This is a genomic window from Pseudalkalibacillus sp. SCS-8 (assembly GCF_040126055.1).
In the GTDB taxonomy this organism is placed as follows: Bacteria; Bacillota; Bacilli; order Bacillales; family Fictibacillaceae; genus Pseudalkalibacillus; species Pseudalkalibacillus nanhaiensis.
Map to the genome: position 1 here is coordinate 2,724,433 of NZ_CP143541.1, position 24,412 is coordinate 2,748,844.

Genomic DNA, 24,412 nt, shown 5'->3' on the forward strand with positions numbered 1-24,412 from the left:
AACGTTTTAAGGTGAACTTTACCCGTTCAACTTGGAAAACTTCAAGCTGCTCCCCACCATCCCGACAACTATGGAAGCAATCAGCTTCCACATGTACCCATATGTTAATCCGGTAAGGATGTATCCTTTGAGCTTCTGTAATAATGATGCTCCAGCAATCCAATCAATTTCATAGCCCAGACCGAATATGAAAGGCAAGCTCAATAAGAGATAAGCTACGATTGAATAAGCAATAAAAGGTCGGATCATGGTCTTCCCTCCCAAAACAGGTACAACTTTCTTCTATTAACTTCATACCATTTTAGGAGCATGACGCATTCGGCCATAAGAAGGATCCAGATTCGATTGGAATCGGGTTTTTCAATCGGATCGGTTTCTCCTGATAAAGGCTTTTGCTCTTCTTCCTCAATTATTCTAGAGGCAGTACATAACTCCATCTTGTAACCTCTCAGGTTTTTCTTCGCATAAACAAGATAATTCTGATCAACTTTTGTAATCTGTGGGTAGATCTTGTCATTATAAAGGGTCATTTGGGTAAAAACCTTCCCCTCCCCTTTCAGCACCGCATATGGCCTAATGTTGACTTTGGTCCCTTTGATAGAGGTAACATGACCTTTGAATACGATATCTGAACGTTCGAATTCTCCATTCCGTATCTTCAGGTCAGGTTTCATACAACTGAGTCCAAGAGCCGTGGAAGCATAGCTTGAAAATAGGATGAAGAAGAGTGCAGTTATTAGAAATACCCGAGGATGAACCATTATGGTGTCGTTGTCCTCTTCTGAAAATTATCATTCACGATGGCATACAGTTTCAAGTCTTGATGCTTTCCTTTCGCAAATATTCCTTTCCGTACCGTGCCTTCCAATGCCATACCGATTTTCTGCATGACACGTTCAGAACCTTGGTTTTGTAGGAAACATCTTGCCTGAATCCGTACAAGCCCCATCTCTTCAAAGCCGAATTTTATGACTTCCTTAGCAGCCTCTGTCATAATCCCTTTCCCCCAAAAATCCGGTGACAGAACATAGCCGATTTCACCGATTTTATGGATAGGGTTCCAAGAAACATAGTCAATGGTACCGATCAACCTGCTATTTTCCTTCCATTGAATACCCCAGAATACAACTTTTTCGTTTTCGTATTGCTCGAGTATCATTTCAAGAAACTGCTTCGTGTCAGCCATGGACTTATGCGTTTCCCAAGTTACATTCCTGGATACTTCATCAATCGAGCAGTATTCAAACATATCCTCCAAATCATCTAACGTGATTTTCCTTAATATCAGCCGTTCGGTTTCAAGTATAGGTAAATTCCTACACAGTTCTTGAACCTCCATCTAAACTCCCCCTGTTTATTAAATTATTCCTAATTATATATGATTTTCAGATGATAAAAAGCCTGAATTTTACAATCCTTTCCTATATAGACGAAAAAAAAGAAAGACACGTTTCAACCGAAACGCGTCTTTTATGGTTTAAGGCTTCACTTCGCTTGTACTTGATATTTCCACTTCCTTCAATGCCTGGGATGCTAAGCGATCCGCTTCTTGGTTATCTTTACGAGATACCAATTGATACTCCGGTTCCAGCCCTAACTTCTTCAACGTCAGCTCTATCCGATCCGCCCATTCAGATAATGTTTCTTCCATTACAGGCCATTCTCCGTTCAATTGATTGATTACGACTTGAGAGTCTCCTGTCAACTTAACAGGGAGATGATGGACATCCAACAGTGCTAATTCTTTCAAGGCAAGATGTAGTGCAGCATATTCCGCTTCGTTATTGGACGTAAGCTCCTCGACTAATGCATTTTTGCGAATGCGATAGGATTTCCCATTTTGATCATAATAAATGACACAGCCTAATCCGGAGCGTTTCGCCTCAAGATCAAAGCCTCCATCAAAGTAAACGACAATATTATGTGGTTCGGTTTCGATCCCTTTTAGAAACTCCTTCAATTCCTTCAATGACCATGTATGTTCCTTATGATCAATTAACCGGATATCTCGAGATCGGCCGGTTCTTTCTAAGTCTTCTACCATTGAAATTGCGTCTTCTGCCTGCATTTCTTCCGATCGAAAGGTCGTTCGGATGCCTTTCGGTGTCTTATATGTAAATTCGATTCTTACTTGCATGAGTGAAACCACCTTTACAATGGGACTTACAAATCTTATTATACGTCTATTCAAATGGACTAAACCACTTTATGATTCCTTTTCTTATTTCAATAGAAATAAGAAACATGTGGGCCAGTTCCCTGATCCCACATGTCATGATGAAACACTTTATTCGTTTTTCGTTGAGTCTCGTAATTGGATACGATGGGGAAGGATGACTGTACGGTCCTCGACTGTTTCATTATTCATGAACTTCGTGAGTAGTCTCATCGCAACTGCTCCGATATCATACATTGGTTGGACGACAGTCGTAAGCGTTGGACGTACCATGGATGCAAGCCGCGTATTGTCGAAACCGACAACCTCCAGCTCTTCAGGGATTTTAACTCCTTTGTCCTGTGCTCCATGAATAACTCCGAGGGCCATTTCATCCGTTCCGACGAACACCGCAGTCGGAGAATCGTCTAATGAAAGGAATTTCTCGACAGCCTCAATTCCTGCATCATACGTATAATCACCAATGTGGACATAGTCCTCCACCATAGATACGTTCGCTTCCTCCAGGGCCCTTCGATAGCCAGAAAACTTATGATGGCCGTTAATCGGATCTTCTAATGGACCTGACACCATCCCGACTTTTTCATGTCCACGTTCTGTTAGTAGACGGATGGCATCGTAAACCGCCTCCTGATAATTGATGTTAACACTCGGAATCGCTTCATCCGGTGAAATGGTAGCTGCTAGCACGATCGGTACCGGTGAACGCTTGAATTCCTCCACATGTTCTTCAGTGACTGTACCACCCATGAAGACGATCCCATCAACCTGCTTTCCAAGTAGAGTATTCAACAGGTGGATCTCTTTATCTTTGTTTTGATCAGAGTTACATAAGATGATGTTGTAGTTATACATCGTCGCAATATCTTCAATTCCTCTCGCTAACTCAGCAAAGAAGATGCTTGAGATATCCGGTATGATTACACCTACAGTTGTCGTCTTCTTACTAGCCAAACCTCTAGCGACTGCATTTGGGCGATATCCTAAGCGCTCAATCGCGTCTAATACTTTTTTTCGAGTTGCTGGTTTAACGTTTGGATTCCCGTTCACCACACGTGAAACGGTTGCCATTGATACGCCGGCTTCTCTTGCAACATCATAAATGGTTGAATTATTGTTCATAACGGCCTCCTATTCTGCACGTTGTTGGTTCCAAACGATGATGGTAACATTATTTTGTCCAAATTTTTACTTTCTACGAATTAAATTAAATCTGCATACGATTGTTTGAGTGCTGTGGCAAATTCATCGAATTGATCGAGATCCATCTGCTGGGTCGCATCAGATAATGCAACGGCAGGATCTGGATGGACTTCAGCCATGACCCCATCAGCTCCAATTGCCAGAGCTGCTTTCGCCACTGGTAAGAGGATATCACGACGACCGGTGGAATGTGTCACATCTACAAATACCGGTAAGTGGGTTTCCTGCTTCAAGATCGGAACAGCAGAAATATCCAACGTGTTGCGGGTCGCTTTTTCATATGTTCGTATGCCTCGTTCACAAAGGATAATGTCTCCGTTTCCTTGGGACATGATATATTCCGCTGCATTAATGAATTCAGAAATGGTCGCCGAAAGACCTCTCTTCAGTAAAACAGGCTTGGATGTGCGTCCTGCTTCCTTCAATAGTTCAAAGTTATGCATGTTCCTAGCACCAATCTGAATGACATCAACATAATTCAGTGCTTCTTCAATATCTGCAGGATTTACGATTTCACTGACTACAGATAAATCGTGTTTCCGGGCGACGTCATTCAGGATTTTCAACCCTTCCATCCCTAAGCCTTGAAAATCATAGGGAGATGTTCGAGGCTTGAATGCACCGCCACGTAAAAGCTTCACACCATGCTTCTTGACCGTCTCTGCTACTGCTTCCACTTGCTCATAATATTCTACAGAACAAGGACCAGCAATCAACCGCTGTCTACCATCACCGATTGTTTCTCCTCGGACATCGACAATGGTATTCTCAGGCTGGTTTTGTCTTGAGACGAGCAACGTCCTGCGGTGATGATCTTCCTGCAATTCCAAGCCTGCTTTGAAGATCTGCTTGAACAAATGCTGTAACGTCTTCGTCTCAAGCGGGCCCTGGTTATGCTCGGATATGATATCGAGCATATGTCTTTCCCTGACCGGTTCATACCGGTTGACCCCTTGCTTCTTCTTTATAACACCGATTTCCTGGACAATTTCAGCTCTTTTATTCAACATGTCGACTAATTGTAGATTTATTTGATCGATCTGTTCTCTTAACTGATCAAGTTGTTCATTGCTCATACTTTCACTTCCCAAAAATAAATAGGTCTATTAATGAATCATTACTAGTTTAGTCTACCATAAAGACTGCGTCTACCTAAGAGCATCATCTCACTGAAATCTGTTTTAAAGCTGTTCAGCTGCAACCTTGCTCAACGTATCAAACGTTATTTTCCAATGAGAATCGTGATAGAGTACTTTTCCGTTTTGGAACAGGAAGATCTGAGGTGATTCATGCTTAACATTGAACTCGTCTGCCAACTGATTGGACAGTGCTCTTGATTCCTGGACGTTCAAGTAATACGTCGGGATATGTGGATGGTCTTCAGCAAAATTGCTTACTTCTTCAAATGCTGTTTGACTGATTGGACAAGTAGTACTGTTCTTCAAAAAGAAGAATGCCTTTGTTTGATCAATGGCATTAAACTCTTCCCATGAGTGAATCTTTTTCATTTTCATGCTCCTATCTATTGTAAATTAGTCGAAAGTAAAAGTCCCGGAATACCTCAATGATAACAACAAGTAGCAACTGTCGTCATTAATGGGTGTTCCGGGCACTTCGTGTTACGTATTAGATTTGTGGGTTACTTATATTCCGTCGGTTGCTTTTCTTTGTAGTTGGTTTCTAATTCATCCAATTCGCTGTTAGGTGTTTGCATCGCATCCTCTATCGCGTCTGCTTTCCCCTCATTATATTCTTCTTCAATTTCATCCATTTGACTGTCTTTATTTCTCCACTTCGTGTAATCATCCTTCATGGATGCAGAAAGTTCTTTCACTTTATTTGCAGCCTGAGATGTTTGAGTACTAACCGTCTGTGCAAGGTTTGAGGATTTTTCCTTAGCCACAGAAGCCATTTCCGTACTCTTATCCTTCAGTTGGATGGCTTGATCATTAATATCCGTGCGTAGCTCTCTTCCTGACTTTGGAGCAAGTAGAAGCGCAGTTGTAGCTCCGACGATGCCTCCGATTAATGAGCCGATCAAGAAATCCTTCGTATCGATTGATGAATTAGATTGGTTTTGGTTTTGTTCGTTAGCCATAATTCTCATTCCTCCTCTATTATTTTGGTTCTGTTGTTCGCTCTATACGTCGGTTTTTTAATTTCCATTTTTCATAAATATCAAGTGCGGCATTACTCCATTGTACAACCTGGGATACCGTGTCGGACTTACGTTCACCTTCTCTAGCAATACGAGTGGACACATTTTTCACGGAATGACTGACTGTAGAGAGACTATCCCCGATTTCTCGTACACCATGAAATACTGAATTAAGGGATTCAGATTTTTGTTGGATATCTTCCGCTAGCTTGTTGGTCTTATGTAACAAATCTGTCGTTTCCCTTGAAACACCGTCCAGCTGATTCTCCAGACCATCCAGCGTTTTTGCTACGTTGGTGAGAGTCAATTGGAGTGATTTTAGTGTCTTAGATATAAATACCACCAGTACTGCGAATGCAATAGCAATTAGAGCTACACTTAGATACAAGATTATTTCCATATCGTATACCACCTCCTGTTTAGTATTCCATTTCCCATTCTCGTTATTCATTAAACCAGGTATCTATTGTATTCAAATTCGCTGCTAAATACAAACAATCCTCCTACCTTTTTTATAAACTTAAAATAAAGTACAATGAAAGGTGGGAAATATTAAATATAGGAGAGGAGAATGCACATGATAGATCCAAGAATCCAAACATTGGCAAACAATATCATTACATATTCCGTCGACCTGCAACCTGGCGAGAAAGTATTGATTGAAAACACTGGGTACCAAAAAGAGCTTGTCAATGCTCTTGTAGAAGAGGCATATAAAGCTGGAGGTCACCCTTTTGTCACGATCAAGGACAACACGACACAGCGGGCGTTATTGATGGGAGCGACAGAAGAGCAGTTAGAGCTTCAAAGTAAATTCGAAGAAACGATCATGAAAGAGATGGATGCTTATGTAGGGCTTCGTTCTGGGGATAACATTTCTGAATTGTCCGATGTGCCGTCCGAGAACATGGCGTTGTATCAAAAGAAAGTATACAAATCCGTCCATCATGGGATCCGTATCCCTAAAACCAAGTGGTGTGTTCTGAGATATCCGACTCCATCCATGTCACAGCTTGCTGATATGAGTACCACAGCATTCGAAAATCTATTCTTTGATGTTTGTAACCTTGATTATAGTAAAATGCTAGAAGCGATGGGACCATTAGCAGAGCTGATGGAACGCACGGATAAGGTAGAAATTAAAGGCCCTGGAACAGACTTGTCCTTCTCAATCAAGGACATTCCAGCCATCAAGTGTGCGGGGCATAAGAATCTACCAGATGGAGAAGTGTATACTGCACCTGTTCGCGAATCCGTCAACGGAACCATCACGTTCAATTCACCTTCCCCGTATAATGGGTTCGTATATCACAACGTAAGCTTTACGTTCCAGAATGGGAAGATCATTGAAGCAAGTGCAAACGATACAGAACGCTTGAATAAAGTACTAGATACAGATGAGGGTGCACGGTATATCGGAGAATTCGCCATCGGCGTCAATCCATATATTCAAACACCAATGCAGGACATACTTTTTGATGAGAAAATCGATGGCAGCTTCCACTTTACACCTGGTCAATGTTATGAAGAAGCTTCAAATGGAAATGACTCAAACATTCATTGGGACCTTGTCAACATTCAACGACCTGAATATGGTGGAGGAGAAATTTACTTTGACGGCGTGCTCATTCGAAAAGATGGCCGTTTCGTCATCCCGGAACTTGAACCTCTAAACCCAGAGAACTTGAAATAGGCTCTGCCAGCTTTTATTGTCGATATAAAAGCATAAGGCGGCGACTCCAGCGGGAAAAGCAACAGCTGAAGACCCCGCAACGTCCTATGGTGAACGTCGAAGCCACCACATCCTGCGCCTGCGGTTACTCGGCGCAAAACAGCATTGATGTAATTGAAATCCGTGGTCTTGTGGAAGTGAGGAGGCTGAAGCGTTTGTCCAGCTCCATCGCCTAGGTGCTCGAGGTCGCTTCGATTCCTTCAAAACACTAAAGGTGTTTTTTATCAGGAATCTCCAGCGCTTGCACTACAAGCATAAGGGCAACTAAGGCTCAGCCTTCGCTAAGGCTTGGCATCACCAAGTTTTCTTTATCGCACCTGAACAAGGCGATTCCGCATTTCATAACCCGCGGAAAGCGTCCGCCTGAACCGATTCAAAAATCAACAACATACTTTGGAGCCAATATAAAAAGAGCTGATCGTTGAGATCAGCTCTTTTTCATATGTCAGGATGCGATACAGTTTTCATAGGCTTGTTGATACTTTTGAATATCTCCGGCACCCATGAACAAGAGTACGCTATTTTCATGTTTAGACAATCGATCAATGGAATCTTCCGTAATGATATTCGATTGATCAATCCGCTCCTGTAAGTTCTCAATCGTGAGATTTCCTCTATCTTCACGTGCAGATCCGAAAATATCACACAGGTAGACTGCATCGGCTTGACCGAGACTTTCTGCAAACTCGTTCAAGAAGGTTTGCGTCCTCGTATAGGTATGAGGTTGGAAGATCGCCACGACTTCCTTATCAGGATACTTTTGCTTAGCCGATTCAATCGTAGCTTTAATCTCTGTCGGATGATGAGCATAATCATCAATCAGCACTTGTTGACCGACAAACTTTTCAGTGAAACGTCTCTTCACACCTTTGAAGGTTTTCAATTGTTCCTTCAGGATGTTTACATCTACTTGTTCATAGTGGCAAAGTGCAATGACAGCTAAGGCATTCAACACATGATGAGTGCCGTACCCGGGAATCGAAAATGTTTCATAATAGGCATTGCGGACGAAGACATCGAAAGTCGTCCCTTCCTCATTCACCTGGATATTCCCAGCTTGGAAATCATTGTTTTCATTCAATCCATAAAAGAGGACTGGTACATTCGCCTGGATCTGCTGCAAATATGGATCATCTCCACAAGCGATGATGCCTTTTTGGACCTGCATCGCCATTGATTGAAACGCATCAAATACATCATTCACATCTTTAAAATAATCTGGATGATCGAAATCGATGTTTGTCATAATGGCGTAGGATGGTTCATACGAAAGGAAATGACGGCGGTATTCGCAAGCTTCAAAGACAAAATACTCGCTATCTTCCACTCCTTTTCCTGATCCATCACCAATTAAGTAAGAAGTAGGGTGAGCAGCCCCAAGCACATGAGCCAATAACCCGGTTGTGGACGTCTTACCATGTGAACCTGTCACTGCAACACTTGTGAATTTCTTCATGAATTCACCAAGGAAGTGATGGTAACGATAAAGTGGTAATCCGAGCTCATTTGCTTTTGCTACTTCTTCGTGCTCATCAGGAAATGCGTTCCCTGCAATCACAACTTGATCTTCTTTGATGTTTTCTGCTTTGAAAGGTAATACCGAGATATTCCGTTCTTCTAATGCTTGTTGGGTGAAAATATATTTGTCAATATCGGATCCTTGGATCGAATAATTCATGTCATGTAATATTTGTGCAAGTGGACTCATTCCAGTCCCCTTGATCCCAACAAAATGGTATGTTGTCATAAAACGAACCTCCAACTAATCTGGAATCGTTGCTCAGTGATTCATTTGTTTTATTATATGCCTAGATTGTATATATGGGGCTAGTTCCGCTCATAGGCAGAAAACCCATTTTACAATTATATCAGAAAGAGATCGGTGAGACCATTTCAATCCACTTTCTCAAGTCTGTCATTGTGACGATACTTTCGCCCCTTTTTAGCCTCTGGCCGACCGTTCAGGATGACATTATCACCGGTAAAACCGATATTGATGTGCAATAAGGAGCTTCCCACTCCATAAATATCCACAGGCACCCTTTGTTCTTCAAAGGCCTGGATACGATCTTTGGTGAATCCACCACTTACGACGATTTTGACATGATGATAGCCTTCCTCATCCAATGCTTCGCGTAATGCAAAAATCAATTCAGGGTTAACTCCTCTAGGATCGAATTTCCCAAGGACATCCTGGTTCCGCCAGAAATACTGGTCGACAAGCGTTCTGGAAGTATCTACCCGAACACCCTTCAACAAGTCTCCGAACTCCCTGGCAACTCTCAACGCATCCGTCACGACATCATTATTGTAATCGACGAGAGCGATCAGATCATCCTCTGGAAATTGTTTGTGATAAGCCTTTGATGCTTCCACAACATCTCCTTCAAACAATTGGATCAGGGCATGAGGCATCGTCCCCATACCACGTTTTCCCCACCACTCGTTCATCGCATGTGTCGCTTGGGCTGTAGATCCTCCGATATAGGCAGAATATCCATCACCTGATTGCTGCGTAAAATGGTCATCTCTGTCGCCCATGAAAATGACAGGCTTTTGAACGCCAGAAGTACTTGCAGCCTTTACAACATTATAAACATTCGTAGCAACTGAGGTTCTTCTGCCAAGGATCCCATCAATGATCCCTTCGAGGAATCCGAAGTTCTGATAAGGTCCCTCAATCGTTAAGACGGTTTCATAGGGTTCGACCCGGTCGCCATCTTTCAATGAATAGATTTCAAGCTGGTCCGGATTTTTTGCGAACGTTTTTATCAACGCAATAGCCTCATCCGTCCCGCATAAAACCGCATGTTTTTTCTGGAAGAATTGCATTTTGACGATGTTGTCTGGTTTGTGCGTTTCTGCAATCTTACAAGTCTTCAAGAAATAAACTGCCGAGAACCATCCATCACCGACACGTTCATCGAACTTGAACGTACGATTGGTCAAACGTTTTATTTTGCCTTGCATTTTCAATTCAATTTCTTTCATGTCCATAACATGCACCTATTCCTTCATGTTCTCAGTGAGTATGGTCACCCATTACGATCCCCGATGAGACCTTTACTTATAAGATAACCATTCCTTTATCATATAAAACGAGTATCCATATGACAAGCCTTACATTAATGTCGAATTTGCTCGGTCGATTTTTCCTCATATTCTTGTTTTGTAATAAGGACATTCCTCGGTTTACTGCCCATCGCTTCTGATACGATCCCTTTAGCCTCCATCATATCAACCAGCCTGGCAGCGCGATTATAACCGATACGGAACCTCCGTTGTAAGGAAGAAGAAGAAGCTGCTCCCTGTTCCAGTACGAATTCACAAGCTTCATCAAACAATTCATCGCTTTGGTCGAATTCCAGCGTAGATTGCACCAACTCTTCTTTCTCGAACAAATAGTCTGGTTCCTTCTGACTTTTCACATGCTCGGTAATCCGTTCGATTTCCTCATCCGAAACGAAATTCCCTTGGATACGAACTGGCTTGGATACACCGTTTCCTAAGAAAAGCATATCGCCTTTCCCTAACAGCTTATCGGCTCCATTAGAATCGATAATTGTTCTCGAGTCTACAGATGAAGACACGGCAAAGGCTACCCTTGTCGGGATGTTCGCTTTGATCAATCCAGTAATTACGTCAACTGATGGGCGTTGTGTCGCAAGAAGAAGATGGATTCCGCAAGCTCTCGCCTTCTGAGCAATCCGACAGATCGAATCCTCCACCTCTTGTGGAGATACCATCATCAGATCAGCCAATTCATCGATTACGACGACGATATATGGAAGCTTCTGTTCAGGCTCCCCTTTTTCCTTGACCATCCTATTGAATCGTTCCATATCTCTGACACCTGACTTAGCGAACAATTCATAACGACGTTCCATTTCATCCACTGCCCATTTCAACCCGAGAGTTGCTTCCTTTGCATCGGTGATGACAGGTGTTACGAGATGCGGCAGCTTATTGTATGGAGCCAATTCAACCATCTTCGGATCAATCAGCAATAACCTTACATCATCGGGATGAGCTTTATACAAAATACTGATTAACAGTGAATTGATACAAACGCTTTTTCCCGAACCTGTCGCTCCAGCAATCAACCCATGCGGCATTTTTTGCAGGTCAGTGATAACAGGCTGTCCAGAGATATCCAAGCCTAAAGCCACGGACAAAGGGGAAGAATCTTGCTGAAAGCTTGAGTGTGTAATGATCTCCCTTAACGTGACTGGTTTACTCACCTTGTTCGGCACCTCGATGCCGATTGCATTTTTGCCCGGGATTGGTGCTTCCATCCGTATATCCTTCGCCGCGAGACTAAGCTTAATATCATCGGATAAATTCGTGATTTTGTTCACTTTGACACCAGGTGCTGGTTGAACCTCGATCCTCGTAACGGAAGGTCCTTTTGTCGCGCCTAGTACATTTGCCTTCACATTGAAGTTATCAAGCGTCGATTGAAGAAGTTCGATTTGTTCATCAAGCCACGTATCATCATCATTTGTTTCTACCAGGTCCTTGTCAAGCAGGTTCGCTGATGGAAACGTATAGTTCCGTTCTTCCCTTTGAGGTGGAGCAGTTTTCTTAGGATCTTTCTTTGAAGAATCGGTTTCTGTTTTCTTGTTTCGGTCCCGTTGGAGCATCATGACATTGAAAGGAATCGAACTCTTCTTCCTTTCCTTCGACTGTGCAGGACGATTTCGATCTTTCATTGGAACATCATTTTGTTTTTCAAATGGCTCCTGAGTGGTTGATTCTTTTGACTCCTGAACTGTCAATTCTTCTTTTTCACCTTCAGCTGACTCCTCTTCGGTTTCCATCCACTCTTCTTCATATGTATCTTTTTCATCTTGATTGAACGTCCGTTGTTCTTCTGCTTCTAGATCCTCTGATGAATATCCTAACCCTTCCTCGTCTGTACTTAGATGAGTACTTGGATGATTTGAAACAACCTCTTCATCACCTATATCACCGGTATCAGCAACAGTTTCCTCAAAACAATGTTCGGAAAGGGATGGGTTTTCTTGCTCGTATTCTTCCTCCACTTCTCTATTGCCTGATGAAACCTCCACGTTAATTAAGGCTTCATTTTGGTGATCCTGCCATTCATCGTCTTGAATCACTTCATTGTATTTTTCATGATCCATGACCCGTGATGTTTCATACCCTGGTTCGAAGGATGAATGAGAAGTAGGAGACATATTTTCAGGCGGATATGATTCCGGCCTTTGTCTGAACCCATAAATCGGGGATGGTATTTCCGTCGCTTTAAAGTTGACCCCTGTAAACTTCGGCCGTTGCTCCTCCGATCGATCGTTTCGATAAGAAACGTTTTCCCTTTTGCTTTTAGGAGTCTGGGGGGGCTGCTCTTTGACGTTCCATTCGGGTTCCCCTTTTTCCCTCTCCCAATCTCTATTCTTTTTTTCATCAGGAATTAATGGAAATCGGAAGTTTCCGTCTTCAGGATATTGATGCTTGACCTTAGGCTCGAATGACCGTTTAGGGTCCTGGATTCTTCCTATGGCCTTCCCTTTTTCCTTCGTTTTCACATTCTTTCTTTGTTGGTTGTTCCCTTCATTTTTCCCTGTACCTTCTTCATCCTCAAAGATGAAATCCATCATTTTTTTGAACCAATTCATTTATGCATTCACCTTTTTTAAAAAGTTTATTCTTCGCGTTCAAGGCTTTGTAAGATAATCAAAGGATATCGAAACTCCATCATTGTAATAAAGGGGACATGCGAAGAAGCGAACCTTGTCCCTATGAGTTTTCCTTGCAAAAGGGAAATACCTAGTAGAAAACAACCAGAGACTCTCCCCAGATTGTTTTCCTTCTGGATCTACTTGTTTTCAGCAAAGAAATCGGATCCCACCTCATAAGAATCATCTAATACCAATATTCCTTTTTCTTGAGGTGCATTTGGAAGATCAAGCTCTTTGGCCGAACAAATCATCCCGAAAGACTTTACGCCGCGAAGTTCTGCTTCTTTTATCAATGTTCCACTTGGCATGACAGCTCCAACACGAGAGACGACAACCTTTTGACCTTTATCGATGTTTGGCGCTCCACATACGATTTGTAACTTTTCACTACCGATATCAACCTGACAAACACTCAGTTTATCTGCATCCGGGTGCTTTTCTTTGTTTTCGACATATCCCACGATGAATTCAGGACGGGAGTCAAATTCAATTGTTTCATCTATATTGTTCTTATGAAGGAAAGTGTTGATTTCCTTTACGAGTTGGTCTGTAATGTCCACTTTTCCATTCCCTTTAACGTTGAAATGGTTGGAAGCATTGAAAATGTTGAACCCGATCGTCCGTCCATCCTTCTGATCAACAAGCTTTACGACGTCACCACTTTTTTCATGACCACGTTCCTCAACTTGTCCAGCATCAACGGTTACAAGTAAAACATCACCAATTCCTTTATCATTATAATATACGTTTAGCATAGTCAGTCTTTCCCCTTCCTTAAGAACAATTAATCAGCTTCGGTTGGTTTATTTTTTGCAAGGATGAATATCGGTTCCAGCTCACCATCTTCATAAAGAAATGGCAAGGCTGTTATCGGGACTCTTCCGCTTGAGAAGAAGTGCATCGCCATTTGAGCGAGGACGTCATAGCCTTGATCATTTTTGATATCTGCAAAGATCAAAACATCCTGATGTGGAACTGCTACTGCTAGAGTGCCTTCAGCTTTCTCTTTCATATCCTGTAACAGTTGAACATTCAAGATACGGCTTGCATCATATCCGTCATTACGATTCAAAAAGTAAAATGTGTTACCTGCCACATGATCTTCTTTCAGTTGGCAATCCAGGGACCTTAAGTTGAATCGGGCAATTTCATGCACCTGCTTCAAACTCCAGCCCTCAGCCTCCAGCATTTTATGGGTTAGGAGACGATATGAATTCCCTAGATCCTGAGCATAAAACACATTTGTCTCCGCGGTATGCTCTTCATGAACGAGTGATTCTCCATTGTTTTCAGTTGGAAAAGAGGTTGAGCGGATGACCGGAAAGATCGCCTTCTGATTTCCTTCTAAGGATGGCGCCTTATTCATGACAGAAAAGACTTCATTCACGTGGTGCACAACCTCGTCAATCGCAGCTTCCTTACGTTCTTCATATTTTGCTGTCAACCCAGGCAATGAAAGCGTAATGCCTTTTTTAGACGCGTTATGTTCAATGCGTAATGTTTTTTCTTTGGAGTCGTACTCGAAACTTCGGTCTTCTGCTTTCAATTTTTTTTCAAGAATTCGTTTCAGTTCAATAGGCTCCATGTCATAGCCTCCTTTCTCAATCGATAAGAACCTCAATAAAATGAAGAGGGCTGACTCAACAAAGCCAGCCCCAGGGTCTTGCTATCTTTCAGGGCTAGACCCCTAGAGAAAACGATTATTCGCTTTTTTTATACTCAGATACGACTTCTGTGCCTAATCCGCCACGTGCGTTCCAGATTGCAGTGATCTGCATTTCCTTCGGATCCAGAAGGTGGACAAGATCATCAAGGATACGATTCGTTGCATGCTCTTGATAGATCCCTACATTTCGATAAGAAGTCAGATAATATTTCAAGGACTTCATTTCGACTAATTTTTCGTTCGGAATGTAGCTGATATGGATTTCCGCAAAATCAGGAAGTCCAGACCAAGGACATACCGAAGTGAATTCTGTTGTAGGAATCGTTACGAGTGTTTCCTTCCCTACATACTCATATGGAATTGTTTCTAGTATATCGACGAGGATGACATCCTCATTTTCTATATCGAATCGAATACCTTCGTATTTACTGTGGTCAACATCAACTTTTGCCACGTTGTTCACCCTTTCTTATTGCGATAGAGAGTATATCTCTAATAGTAAATTGTAACACCTGAAGAAGGAAAAGTCACTGTTTATGCGAGTGAGTTCAAGAAAGCTGTAATCTGTTCCTTGGACTTTCTTTCCTTATCGACATATCTTCCTGTTTCTTCTCCATGACGGTAGGCAAGGAAGCTTGGAATTCCGAAAATATCGAGTTCTTGGCAAAGTTCGATATGCTTATCCCGATCCACATAATAAAAGTCAAATTGATCGTATTCTTCTTCTATTTCCTTCATGATCGGCTTGATGACCACACAGTCTGGGCACCAATCAGCCGAAAACATGATGAGGGCATTTTCCGATTGAATCGCATTGTTCCATTCTTCTTCTGTATGGATTGTTTTCATCTAAGTTACCTCCAATTAATAATCAATTTTCATGTCGCCTGGCTGAATGAGACCTCTTTTTCTCATCCACTCAGATATTACAAGAGAGAGAAGGGCTGGTCCAATAAAATGCAACAACACAACGACCATGAAGGTTTCCCATGTAAAGCCCATTGACCTGAATGTCATGATTTGTCCGACAAGTCCACTCGTCCCCATTCCTGCACCTTCGGGAATATTGCTTGTCACCCATACAACCGTTCCAATAGGGGCTAAAATCATCCCTGCAACAGTTGGGGGAACAAGGATGACGGGCTTCTTTACGATATTGGCAACCTGGAGCATGGAAGTTCCTAAACCTTGAGCGACCCAGCCACCCCAGCCATTATCCCGGAAGCTTGCTGTTGCAAATCCGATCATTTGAGCCGCACAGCCGATTGTGGCTGCTCCGGCAGCGAGTCCATCCAGTCCAAGCATGATGGCAATTGCTGCACTCGAAATCGGTGCTGTTAATGCAAGACCCATTAAAGCTGCAACAAGTATGCCCATTACGAAAGGACGTTGTTCGGTCGCCCACATGATCAACTCCCCAAAGTTGACCATGACATTGGAGATTTGTGGACCAATCGTTTTGGCAACCAAATAGCCTGCGGTAACCGTTACGAATGGCGTCACGATAATATCGACCTTCGTTTCTTTGGATACGATTTTACCAACTTCAACAGCAATGACCGCAGCGACAAAGCTGCCTGCTGGTCCTCCGCCTAATGCGCTCCCCGCTGCTCCTGCAATGACCGCTGAGAATAAAACAAGTGCAGGTGCATTCAAGCCGAAAGCAATCGAGACGCCGATCGCTGCTCCCATCAGACTCATTGCAAGACTACCCATTTCCATAAAGAAGGCAGCTCCTGCCCAGCCTGCTTGGTTCAATTGTTCACCGATGGTCTTCATGATCAGACCGACAATCAGAGATGAAAAGAGACCGAGAGCCATGTAGCTCAAAGCGGTGACAAAATACGTATGTAATGAAAGATTGACGCCTTTTTTAGCTAAAAATGTTTTCAACAATTCTTCCTCCGATTCTATATACAGTTAAGCTCTCTATACTTCCTTACCTGTCATAACAAAAATATCGCAGGAAAAGTATTAAGATTTCCTGACAAACTACGATAATAAAAGTAAGGAGAAATGACGATTCTTTTTCAGTCTACCCAATGCTATACATGCATCATTATTTTTTATTATAAACATCCGGATAGAAGATATAAAGGTAGAGGTAAAGATCGTGTGAGGGGGAAAACAAGGGGGATGAACATGAACAACATGTTAAAGAAGTTGAAATTACCAGATATGCCGCAAATGACGATTAAGAACAAAGTTCGGCTTATGCTGACGATGTCCGTCATCGGGGTTGTCATCTTATTTGCGTTTACGATGTTTTATGTCCTTATGACACAAAACATGGACAAGAAAAAGGTGAATTTGCAAGAGTTAGCGACTGAAACAATGGTTGTGAAAAATGAATTCTCATATATCCGCAACCTGGAACAAGAATACCTTCGTACAAATCGAGAAGGCGTTTCTACAGAAATCACCAATGAGATTTCAGAGTTGAAAAAACATATTGATAAACTCCAAAAGCAAAACGAAGATTTTTCAAAATACTTTGTTGATATTGCAGAACAGGTCAAAGCTTATGAGGACTCCTTTTCGAGTGCTGTCAAACTGACCTTATTAGACTTCAATAGCATGGAACAGCTTGATAACAAATCCAATGAGCTTATCAAAAAACTTAAAGCTGCAGATAAGGATCTTCTGAATGAATTCTACCTACTTCGGATTTTAGAGAAACAATATTTCATTTCCAATACATCCACTGACCTGAACCGTTACAATGACCAGGTCAAAATTGTAAAAGAGGGAATCACGAATCTAGATGTCCCTGCTCAAGAAAAATCAGCAATCAGCACTGGTTTCCTGGCTTATTCAACAACGATTGATACGGTAGAATCGTATCGCAATCAAATTGCCAACTCCATTACGAACTTTGAAGAAATCGGTATGAATCTTGGATTGGACATTGAAACCGTCGAAAAAAATGTTGTAAAGGATACGAATGAATTAAGTGCGAATCAGGATCGCTTATCGACGATCTTGCTCGTTACCCTTATCATCTTAAGCTTAATCATCATCGGGGCTGTTGTCGCACTCGGTTTCTGGTTGATGAAAACCATCACCTCTTCCGTAACAAGCTTGAAGGAAGGTGCAACCATCATCGGAGAAGGTCATTTAGGGCATAGGGTGACTGTCGAACAAGAAGATGAAATGGGTGAATTGGCTCAGACATTCAATTTGATGGCAGAAAAAATGCAGAAGGCGATGAATGAAGTCAACACGGCATCCGAGAAGCTTTCCTCCTCATCCCAGCATCTTGCTGCAATTTCAGAGGAAACGACTGCCCAGACAGAAGAAGTGAACGAAGCGATTCAACAGGTTTCAGCCGGTGCACAGGTTCAGGCTGATCATCTGCTTCAAAGTACAGAACTAATCGACAAAGTCACCCATTCTGTCAATGAAACAGCTGAATTAAGCCTTCAAATCAGCGAGGATTCTCAATCCGCAGAACAGGAAGGGAATGAAGGGCTTCAAATCGTGGAGCACCTGGATAAAAGCTCAAATGAATTCTTATCTCTTGCTAATCACCTCATTCACCAAGTACAAGAGGCAAATAAGAATTCACAAGAAATTGAATCCATTGTCGACACGATCAAAGACATCGCAAGCAGCACGGATTTACTTGCGCTAAATGCAGCCATTGAATCTGCTCGAGCAGGCGATGCAGGTAGAGGTTTTGCCGTTGTTGCTCAAGAGGTTAGAAAGCTCGCTGAACGTTCCAAGTCTGAAGCTCAGAATATCTACAAATTAATTGCTCTCATGTCAGAACAAATGGAACAGCTGTCTAATGAGGCTGAGCAATTCGATCATTATAGAACTGAACAACAGTCCTCCGTTGAACGTACAAAGGGTGCTTTCACCAAGATTGTAGGAAATGTATCGGGCATTAATAATCGAATCCAACAAATTCGAAATGCGATCAGCCAGGTACAAACATCCAATACCGCACTTTCTGAGAAATTACAGGAAGTAAGCGCCATTTCCCAGGAATCTGTAGCAGCTTCTGAAGAAGTGAGTGCATCAAGCATCCATCAGAAGGAAGCGATCAACGAGGTCAACAATGCTGCGAATGAACTGCAGGACATCGCTATCTTGCTCCAAGAGGAGGTCGGGCAATTCAACCTCGTCAGCAGTTATATTGAGGAACTGGATAATCAGGACGAGGATCCTGCCGTATCCAAAGAAGATGCAACTGAGGACTACACCAAAAAGTTCCTGGATGAAGCCGCTGTTGCTCAAGAAGAAGATACTACAGATGAGGTTACTGATCACGATAAAGCTAATAACAAGGACAAATAATAGAAAGCTAAGGCTGTCGAGACTTCCTCGACAGCCTTTTTTTTCTGATTATGGACCGATTTTGCGATCGAACGCTTTAATTTCGAAAATTATAGACCGATTTCACAAAATTATAGACCAATTTCACAATTTATGCGTATATTTGATCACCAGTTTCCTTTATGGTTCGTATGCTTCTGGTGCTCCTGATAGGATGTTGAAAAGTGATGCGCTCCTGAACCATCGCCTTTGACGACGAAGAAATAATAATCATGCTTGTGAGGATTCAGACTTGCAGCAAGAGATTCTTTCCCTGGATTACTGATTGGTCCTGGTGGAAGTCCGATATGGAGATACGTATTATATGGACTCTCCACCTCCAGATCTTCATATAGAAGACGTTCCTTCGGCTTATCCAGCACATACTGGACAGTTGCACATGATTGCAGTTTCCAATCATCCTTCATCCGATTATGAAAAACACCGGCAATCATTTTGCGTTCCTGCTCAAGGACAGCCTCTTTCTCTACAATAGAGGCTAGTGTGACCCACTTGTCCATTGAACCCTCCTCCAAACCGATTTCCATTCGTACATCATTAAAACGATCTAGCATACGTTCGATTACGTCTTCTGGTCTGCTGTTCTTTTTGAATGAATAGGTATCGGGAAAAAGGTATCCCTCTAAGCGGTAGGTCACCCCTGTTTTCGATTTGATACGATCTATAAGTGGATGCGAAACGTTCTTTCCTGTTTTAACAGCTTCAATAAAGGCTTTACGTTCAACAATCCCCTTCTTTGCTAAACGATCTGCAATCTGGTTGATCGTGAAACCTTCTGGAATCGTTACCTCAATCCCCTTTTCAGACGGAGAAGTGATCAGTTCTTCATACATTTTTGGGATGCTTTCTGAACTTGAAAGTGTATGACTTCCTTTTTTCACTTTACTGTCCATATTCCTTAATGATCCATATAACCGGAAGATTGTTTGATTTTTAATCAACTTTTCTTTTTCAAGGACTTCTGCCACTTCCCTAAGGCTTTGTCCTTCTCTGACTGTAACGATGCGCTCCTGACTCCTGATGAATGGCGTCGATTCGTAAACAAGCCATAACAATAGCAAAACACTTGTTATCGCGGTAATCCGGAATATTATCGCTCTTTTCATATCCAAACACACCTGACCTTCTGTTCTCAGCCATCAGCATGCCCTTAACCATATGGAATCATTCAAGCATATGGCGTAAGTTTTCTGAAATTTCATGTTAGTATAGGGTTAGACCACATACATACAGGAGTGATTGTAATGAATTTCACTGTTTATCTGGCGGGACAAATCCATGATAACTGGAGAGAGGAGGTCATTCGAAAAGCTGAAGAATTGAATTTGCCGTTGACGTTTGTCAGTCCGATGACAAATCATAGCCGATCAGACGGCATTGGAGAAGAAATTCTTGGAGAACAGCCGACGAAAGTCATGAAAGATGACAAAGCATCTGATTTCAATAACCTACGGACTGAAATGCTGATGGCAAAGGCTGACGTCGTCCTTGCATTCTTTGGTGAAAGCTATAAACAATGGAATACAGCTATGGATGCCTCAACCGCATTAGCGAAAAACAAACCACTTATTCTTGTAAGGGACGAATCCCTCCATCACGCTCTAAAGGAGCTATCCAATAAAGCGACCGTAACAGTAGAGAATTTCGACCAAGCGATCAAAGCTCTTTCTTACGTATTCGAAACGGAATAAAGTCAAAAACACCTACCTGAGTTAAGGATGTAAACTCAGATAGGTGTTTTTCATTCTTTATGGCTTGTGTATTGGTATTGTCCAATCAATAATTTGACGATATGGGAAAACATCTCACTTCTCGTAACATATCCTGCTGTGAAGATCCCGACTGCACCGTCTTTTTTTCTAATATCTGTCTGATCTGTAAAGGAAGCCATCACATCTCCAAGCTCAATCCCGTCGCGCACCTCTTTGCTGATACGTTCAGGGAGAAGTATTCCTGCGCCACTGGCATAATAAACCTGACCCGTTTCCGTAACCAATGCCCCCCAATTACAAAGGAACAATCCTTCAGGAGATTCTTCCACTCCTCCTTCAAGGCCGATTCCAACCTCGTATCCTTTTTCTACACAAGCACGTGCGCGGTTTTTTGCACCTTGTCTGGTTTCGACGACAGAGAAAGGTTGTTCTGAAACATTCGATGGTACATCAATTCCGTCTACCTTCCAGCCAAGTGATTCAACAATCGTATGAACAGCTTGTACTTTAGCCGGATTTTTTGAACCAACAGCTATTTTCACAAAGAACACTCCAATCGAATAGAAAGAAGTGTCAGGCACAAACTTCCTAGCCTGACACTTTCATATCACTCATACGTAATTTGATCAACTGTGGACCTGTCAGATTGCTTCACAAGTTTCACAAGAAGTTCTTTTGCCGCTGCATAGTCATCAATATGGATCATCGACGCAGATGTGTGGATATACCGCGAGCAGATGCCTACGACAGCGGATGGTACACCTTCATTGGATATATGTACACTGCCTGCATCCGTACCGCCTTTTGAAATGAAATATTGGTATGGGATATTGTTCGATTCCGCAGTATCCAATATGAATTCACGCATTCCCTTATGAGTGATCATCGTACGGTCCAGAATTCGCAATAATGCACCTTGACCTAGTTGACCAAATGCATCCTTATCTCCACTCGTATCATTTGCAGGACTTGCATCCAATGCATAGAAGATATCAGGCTTAATCAAGTTGGCAGCAGTCTTTGCACCTCTGAGACCCGCCTCTTCTTGAACGGTTGCACCTGAATAGAGGATGTTCGGTAGATCGGTCCCTTCAAGCTCCTTCATCAATTCAATGGCAAGACCGACACCATAACGGTTGTCCCAAGCTTTCGCAAGGATTTTCTTGCTGTTCGCCATTGGTGTGAAAGGACAGATCGGAACAATCTGCTGGCCAGGGCGGATCCCGATTTCTTCCGCATCGGCGCGGTCATCTGCTCCAATATCAATGTACATATGTTTCATTGGCATCGGCTTTGATTTCTGGGAATCCTCTAGCAAATGTGGTGGCGTGGACCCGATGACTCCAATGACAGGTCCTTTATCCGTCATGACCTGTACACGTTGAGCAAGTAGAACTTGACTCCACCAGCCGCCAAGTGTTTCGAAACGAAGCATACCATTTCTCGTGATCTGCGTGACCATGAATCCAACTTCGTCCATATGGCCGGCAACCATGACTTTCGGTCCATCAACAGGACCTTTTTTTACACCGAAAATACTGCCGAGCTTGTCCTGAATGATTTCGTCTGAGACGGGTTCAAGCTGACTCCGTACATATTTACGCACGTCATGCTCGAAACCAGGAGCGCCTTGTAACTCGGTTAACGTTTTGAACATTTGTAAGGTTTGTTCGTTCATCATTGACTCCCTTCCTGTTACAATATTCTGTCACCCATCCATATTGTAACGTAACTGCGGGAGAACTGCTATAATCATGGTCTTTTAGCGTATGGAATCGGATCCTCTGCTCCAGCTTCCTCAAAACCTTTCAAACGGAGGAGACAACTGTCACATTCCCCACACGCCACTTCCTCACCGAGGTAGCATGAGGTGGTCAATTCATAAGGAACCTCCAGGCGCAACCCTTCTTCAATCGTTTCTTTTTTGGTCATATGAATAAGCGGCGCTTTAATTTCAATATGGCCTCCAGTAGACCCCTGTTTCGTAGCAAGGTTTACCGTTTCATTCATACTGTTGATGAATTCTGGTCTGCAGTCTGGATACCCGCTAAAATCGACCGCAGAAACGCCGATGTAGATCGCTTCTGCACCTATGACCTCTGCGTATGCACTCGCAAGTGATAGGAAGATCATATTACGTGCCGGTACATAGGTGGCAGGAATCTCTTCATCCACACCGCCTTGCCTTACTTCAATCGATTCATCTGTAAGAGCACTTCCACCGATTTGCTGCAAGAAACTCACATCGACAATCCTGTGCTCAGGCGCTTCAAAATGACTTGCAACCTTTTCAGCTTGTTTAACCTCCCGATCATGTCGCTGTCCATAATGGAATGTGATCGGGTACAAGTCGTATCCTTTTTCTTTCGCTATGCCCATACAAGTGGTACTATCCAAACCTCCACTTAAAACCACGACTGCTTTCTTCATGTTTAAACCCCTCTCTGATTTGGATCCCAAATGATTTTATGCATCTGCAGACTGAGCTTCACATCTGGAAGCGGTTCAGCCAAGATCTTTTCCACCAGTTTCTTCGGAGGCATCGTCTCCCATACTGGGCTGAACAACACTTGCCCCTCTTGATGATGTTTCTTCACGACAGATGTTGCTACCTCAAAATCTTTATCATCGCCAATGACGAACTTGATTTCATCTTGCGGCTTCAGGAGCCCGAAATTCGAGTGAATCATACGGTCCATTTCTCCTGAATCAGGCAATTTATAGTCCATGATAAAACGTGCTTTTTCAGCAATCGCTTCATTTTCCTTCCGAAGTGCTTCGAATGGCTTCAGGTCAATCGCGCCATTCGTTTCGATGTGGACATCCGTTATATGATCGAGCTCGCACATAGCTTCCAGTAAAGCTGCTGACTTTTTGCCGTGGATCAGCGGCTCTCCTCCCGTGAAGCAGACTCGACGGCTAGAGAAGGATTCAATCGTTCCGATGATCTCTTTGATCGTCGCCTTGAATTCCTCCTTCGCTGGTGCGTAGCTATAATCCGTATCACACCACGTACAACGCAAATTGCAATGGAAGACTCGGACGAATACGGTGGGAAATCCCGCCATATTTCCTTCTCCCTCCACAGTTTCAAAAATTTCAACCATCGGAAGCTCCCAGGCCATATATTCCGCTTTTTCAGGTAATTGAATTGATTTATTCATCTTCCATCCACTCTCGTTTCAATGTTGCGTAGCTTGTTGGTGTTTCATACAGCTTCAATTCTTCGATTCGTGCTTTTCGATCCTGATATTCAGGAATTTGCTGTAGTCTCTGATCCAACTGCTCCCAAATCCAAACAATCATATTTTCAGCCGTTGTATTCATATTAGGGAGAACCTCGTTCAAATAGCGATGATCAAGCTTTGCATCAATTTCCTCTTTAAACAATGTCTTTATATCACCGAAATCTACGGTTATTCCAATATCATTGACGTATCCGCTAATGGTAATCACAAGCTTATACGTATGACCATGCATGCTTTTGCACTTTCCCTCATAACAGTGAAGGTGATGTGCTGCATCGAATGTGAATTCCTTTGTGACTGCCACACGTTTGTTGTGATATTTCAATTCGTGGCGTTGGATGTCTTCATCGATTCTTTCGACTTTTTTAGGAATTTGAAAGTCCATAACGCCCTTCCTCCTTTTGTTTGTAGGTAATGCCATCTATGTCTTGTAGGCAATGTGGATAATCCCTTGATAACATAAAGGCTCTGTTA

The 24,412-nt window shown here is 42.6% G+C and carries 26 protein-coding genes; 3 read left to right on the top strand and 23 right to left on the bottom strand.

Annotated features, from left to right (window positions below; all coding sequences use genetic code 11):
• Positions 1 to 18: 18 nt before the first annotated feature.
• The 9 genes from V1497_RS14145 to V1497_RS14185 all read right to left on the bottom strand — a co-directional run bounded on the left by V1497_RS14145 (position 19) and on the right by V1497_RS14185 (position 5,937).
• Positions 19 to 249, bottom strand: coding sequence for a hypothetical protein (locus V1497_RS14145; RefSeq protein ID WP_349408176.1), 231 nt, complete (start codon positions 247 to 249; stop codon positions 19 to 21).
• The gene (locus V1497_RS14150; RefSeq protein ID WP_349408177.1) at positions 246 to 674 is read right to left on the bottom strand and encodes a hypothetical protein; all 429 of its coding nucleotides are present in this window, start codon (positions 672 to 674) and stop codon (positions 246 to 248) included. Before V1497_RS14150 ends, V1497_RS14145 begins: the two co-directional genes overlap by 4 nt.
• Positions 675 to 760: 86 nt before the next feature.
• Entirely contained in the window at positions 761 to 1,339 is a 579-nt protein-coding gene (locus tag V1497_RS14155) for a GNAT family N-acetyltransferase (protein ID WP_349408178.1), read from the bottom strand.
• A 138-nt stretch (positions 1,340 to 1,477) separates the two neighbouring features.
• Positions 1,478 to 2,137 (bottom strand): reverse transcriptase-like protein, encoded by a 660-nt coding sequence (locus tag V1497_RS14160; protein ID WP_349408179.1) that lies wholly within the window; start codon positions 2,135 to 2,137, stop codon positions 1,478 to 1,480.
• A 150-nt stretch (positions 2,138 to 2,287) separates the two neighbouring features.
• On the bottom strand, positions 2,288 to 3,298 hold the full coding sequence (gene ccpA / locus V1497_RS14165; protein WP_349408180.1) for a catabolite control protein A: 1,011 nt from the start codon (positions 3,296 to 3,298) through the stop codon (positions 2,288 to 2,290).
• Between the two features lie 80 nt (positions 3,299 to 3,378).
• On the bottom strand, positions 3,379 to 4,455 hold the full coding sequence (locus V1497_RS14170) for a bifunctional 3-deoxy-7-phosphoheptulonate synthase/chorismate mutase (RefSeq protein WP_349408181.1): 1,077 nt from the start codon (positions 4,453 to 4,455) through the stop codon (positions 3,379 to 3,381).
• 105 nt (positions 4,456 to 4,560) lie between these two features.
• Positions 4,561 to 4,887, bottom strand: a complete 327-nt coding sequence (ytxJ, locus tag V1497_RS14175; protein ID WP_349408182.1) for a bacillithiol system redox-active protein YtxJ — start codon at positions 4,885 to 4,887, stop codon at positions 4,561 to 4,563.
• A 131-nt stretch (positions 4,888 to 5,018) separates the two neighbouring features.
• Complete coding sequence (locus V1497_RS14180; protein WP_349408183.1) at positions 5,019 to 5,477, bottom strand: YtxH domain-containing protein; 459 nt, start codon at positions 5,475 to 5,477, stop codon at positions 5,019 to 5,021.
• A 19-nt stretch (positions 5,478 to 5,496) separates the two neighbouring features.
• Positions 5,497 to 5,937: a DUF948 domain-containing protein gene (locus V1497_RS14185; RefSeq protein ID WP_349408184.1), complete on the bottom strand. Its 441-nt coding sequence runs from the start codon at positions 5,935 to 5,937 to the stop codon at positions 5,497 to 5,499.
• Between the two features lie 177 nt (positions 5,938 to 6,114).
• On the opposite strand from V1497_RS14185, the gene V1497_RS14190 reads away from it, so the two are divergent.
• Positions 6,115 to 7,230 (top strand): aminopeptidase, encoded by a 1,116-nt coding sequence (locus V1497_RS14190; protein WP_349408185.1) that lies wholly within the window; start codon positions 6,115 to 6,117, stop codon positions 7,228 to 7,230.
• A 484-nt stretch (positions 7,231 to 7,714) separates the two neighbouring features.
• Here the strand turns inward: V1497_RS14190 and murC are convergent, their stop codons facing one another.
• From murC to V1497_RS14230, 8 genes are all read right to left on the bottom strand, one after another.
• Positions 7,715 to 9,016: a UDP-N-acetylmuramate--L-alanine ligase gene (murC, locus tag V1497_RS14195; protein WP_349408186.1), complete on the bottom strand. Its 1,302-nt coding sequence runs from the start codon at positions 9,014 to 9,016 to the stop codon at positions 7,715 to 7,717.
• Positions 9,017 to 9,162: 146 nt separating this feature from the next.
• Positions 9,163 to 10,260 carry a nicotinate phosphoribosyltransferase gene (locus V1497_RS14200; RefSeq protein WP_349410829.1) on the bottom strand — a complete coding sequence of 366 codons (1,098 nt, stop codon included), beginning with the start codon at positions 10,258 to 10,260 and terminating at the stop codon, positions 9,163 to 9,165.
• A 134-nt stretch (positions 10,261 to 10,394) separates the two neighbouring features.
• Positions 10,395 to 12,908, bottom strand: a complete 2,514-nt coding sequence (locus V1497_RS14205) for a DNA translocase FtsK (RefSeq protein WP_349408187.1) — start codon at positions 12,906 to 12,908, stop codon at positions 10,395 to 10,397.
• Between the two features lie 200 nt (positions 12,909 to 13,108).
• The gene (gene ytpR / locus V1497_RS14210; protein ID WP_349408188.1) at positions 13,109 to 13,726 is read right to left on the bottom strand and encodes a YtpR family tRNA-binding protein; all 618 of its coding nucleotides are present in this window, start codon (positions 13,724 to 13,726) and stop codon (positions 13,109 to 13,111) included.
• Positions 13,727 to 13,755: 29 nt separating this feature from the next.
• Positions 13,756 to 14,556, bottom strand: a complete 801-nt coding sequence (locus V1497_RS14215) for a DUF1444 domain-containing protein (RefSeq protein WP_349408189.1) — start codon at positions 14,554 to 14,556, stop codon at positions 13,756 to 13,758.
• 115 nt (positions 14,557 to 14,671) lie between these two features.
• A complete protein-coding gene (gene queF, locus V1497_RS14220) occupies positions 14,672 to 15,091 on the bottom strand; it encodes a preQ(1) synthase (RefSeq protein WP_349408190.1) in 420 nt (139 codons plus the stop codon).
• 80 nt (positions 15,092 to 15,171) lie between these two features.
• Positions 15,172 to 15,486 (bottom strand): thioredoxin family protein, encoded by a 315-nt coding sequence (locus V1497_RS14225; protein WP_349408191.1) that lies wholly within the window; start codon positions 15,484 to 15,486, stop codon positions 15,172 to 15,174.
• 15 nt (positions 15,487 to 15,501) lie between these two features.
• Entirely contained in the window at positions 15,502 to 16,530 is a 1,029-nt protein-coding gene (locus V1497_RS14230; protein ID WP_349408192.1) for a PTS sugar transporter subunit IIC, read from the bottom strand.
• A 249-nt stretch (positions 16,531 to 16,779) separates the two neighbouring features.
• On the opposite strand from V1497_RS14230, the gene V1497_RS14235 reads away from it, so the two are divergent.
• Positions 16,780 to 18,939 (top strand): methyl-accepting chemotaxis protein, encoded by a 2,160-nt coding sequence (locus V1497_RS14235; RefSeq protein ID WP_349408193.1) that lies wholly within the window; start codon positions 16,780 to 16,782, stop codon positions 18,937 to 18,939.
• A 146-nt stretch (positions 18,940 to 19,085) separates the two neighbouring features.
• Here the strand turns inward: V1497_RS14235 and mltG are convergent, their stop codons facing one another.
• Positions 19,086 to 20,084, bottom strand: a complete 999-nt coding sequence (gene mltG / locus V1497_RS14240) for an endolytic transglycosylase MltG (protein WP_349408194.1) — start codon at positions 20,082 to 20,084, stop codon at positions 19,086 to 19,088.
• Positions 20,085 to 20,222: 138 nt separating this feature from the next.
• Here mltG and V1497_RS14245 point away from each other — a divergent pair, with 138 nt between their 5' ends.
• Entirely contained in the window at positions 20,223 to 20,669 is a 447-nt protein-coding gene (locus V1497_RS14245; protein ID WP_349408195.1) for a YtoQ family protein, read from the top strand.
• 50 nt (positions 20,670 to 20,719) lie between these two features.
• On the opposite strand, the gene V1497_RS14250 is transcribed toward V1497_RS14245, so the two are convergent.
• From V1497_RS14250 to queD, 5 genes are all read right to left on the bottom strand, one after another.
• Complete coding sequence (locus V1497_RS14250; RefSeq protein ID WP_349408196.1) at positions 20,720 to 21,232, bottom strand: DUF84 family protein; 513 nt, start codon at positions 21,230 to 21,232, stop codon at positions 20,720 to 20,722.
• 65 nt (positions 21,233 to 21,297) lie between these two features.
• Entirely contained in the window at positions 21,298 to 22,368 is a 1,071-nt protein-coding gene (locus V1497_RS14255) for a M42 family metallopeptidase (protein WP_349410830.1), read from the bottom strand.
• Positions 22,369 to 22,442: 74 nt separating this feature from the next.
• Positions 22,443 to 23,120: a 7-cyano-7-deazaguanine synthase QueC gene (gene queC, locus V1497_RS14260; protein WP_349408197.1), complete on the bottom strand. Its 678-nt coding sequence runs from the start codon at positions 23,118 to 23,120 to the stop codon at positions 22,443 to 22,445.
• A 2-nt stretch (positions 23,121 to 23,122) separates the two neighbouring features.
• Positions 23,123 to 23,854, bottom strand: a complete 732-nt coding sequence (locus V1497_RS14265; RefSeq protein ID WP_349408198.1) for a 7-carboxy-7-deazaguanine synthase QueE — start codon at positions 23,852 to 23,854, stop codon at positions 23,123 to 23,125.
• Positions 23,847 to 24,323: a 6-carboxytetrahydropterin synthase QueD gene (queD, locus tag V1497_RS14270; RefSeq protein WP_349408199.1), complete on the bottom strand. Its 477-nt coding sequence runs from the start codon at positions 24,321 to 24,323 to the stop codon at positions 23,847 to 23,849. Before queD ends, V1497_RS14265 begins: the two co-directional genes overlap by 8 nt.
• Positions 24,324 to 24,412 lie beyond the last annotated feature (89 nt).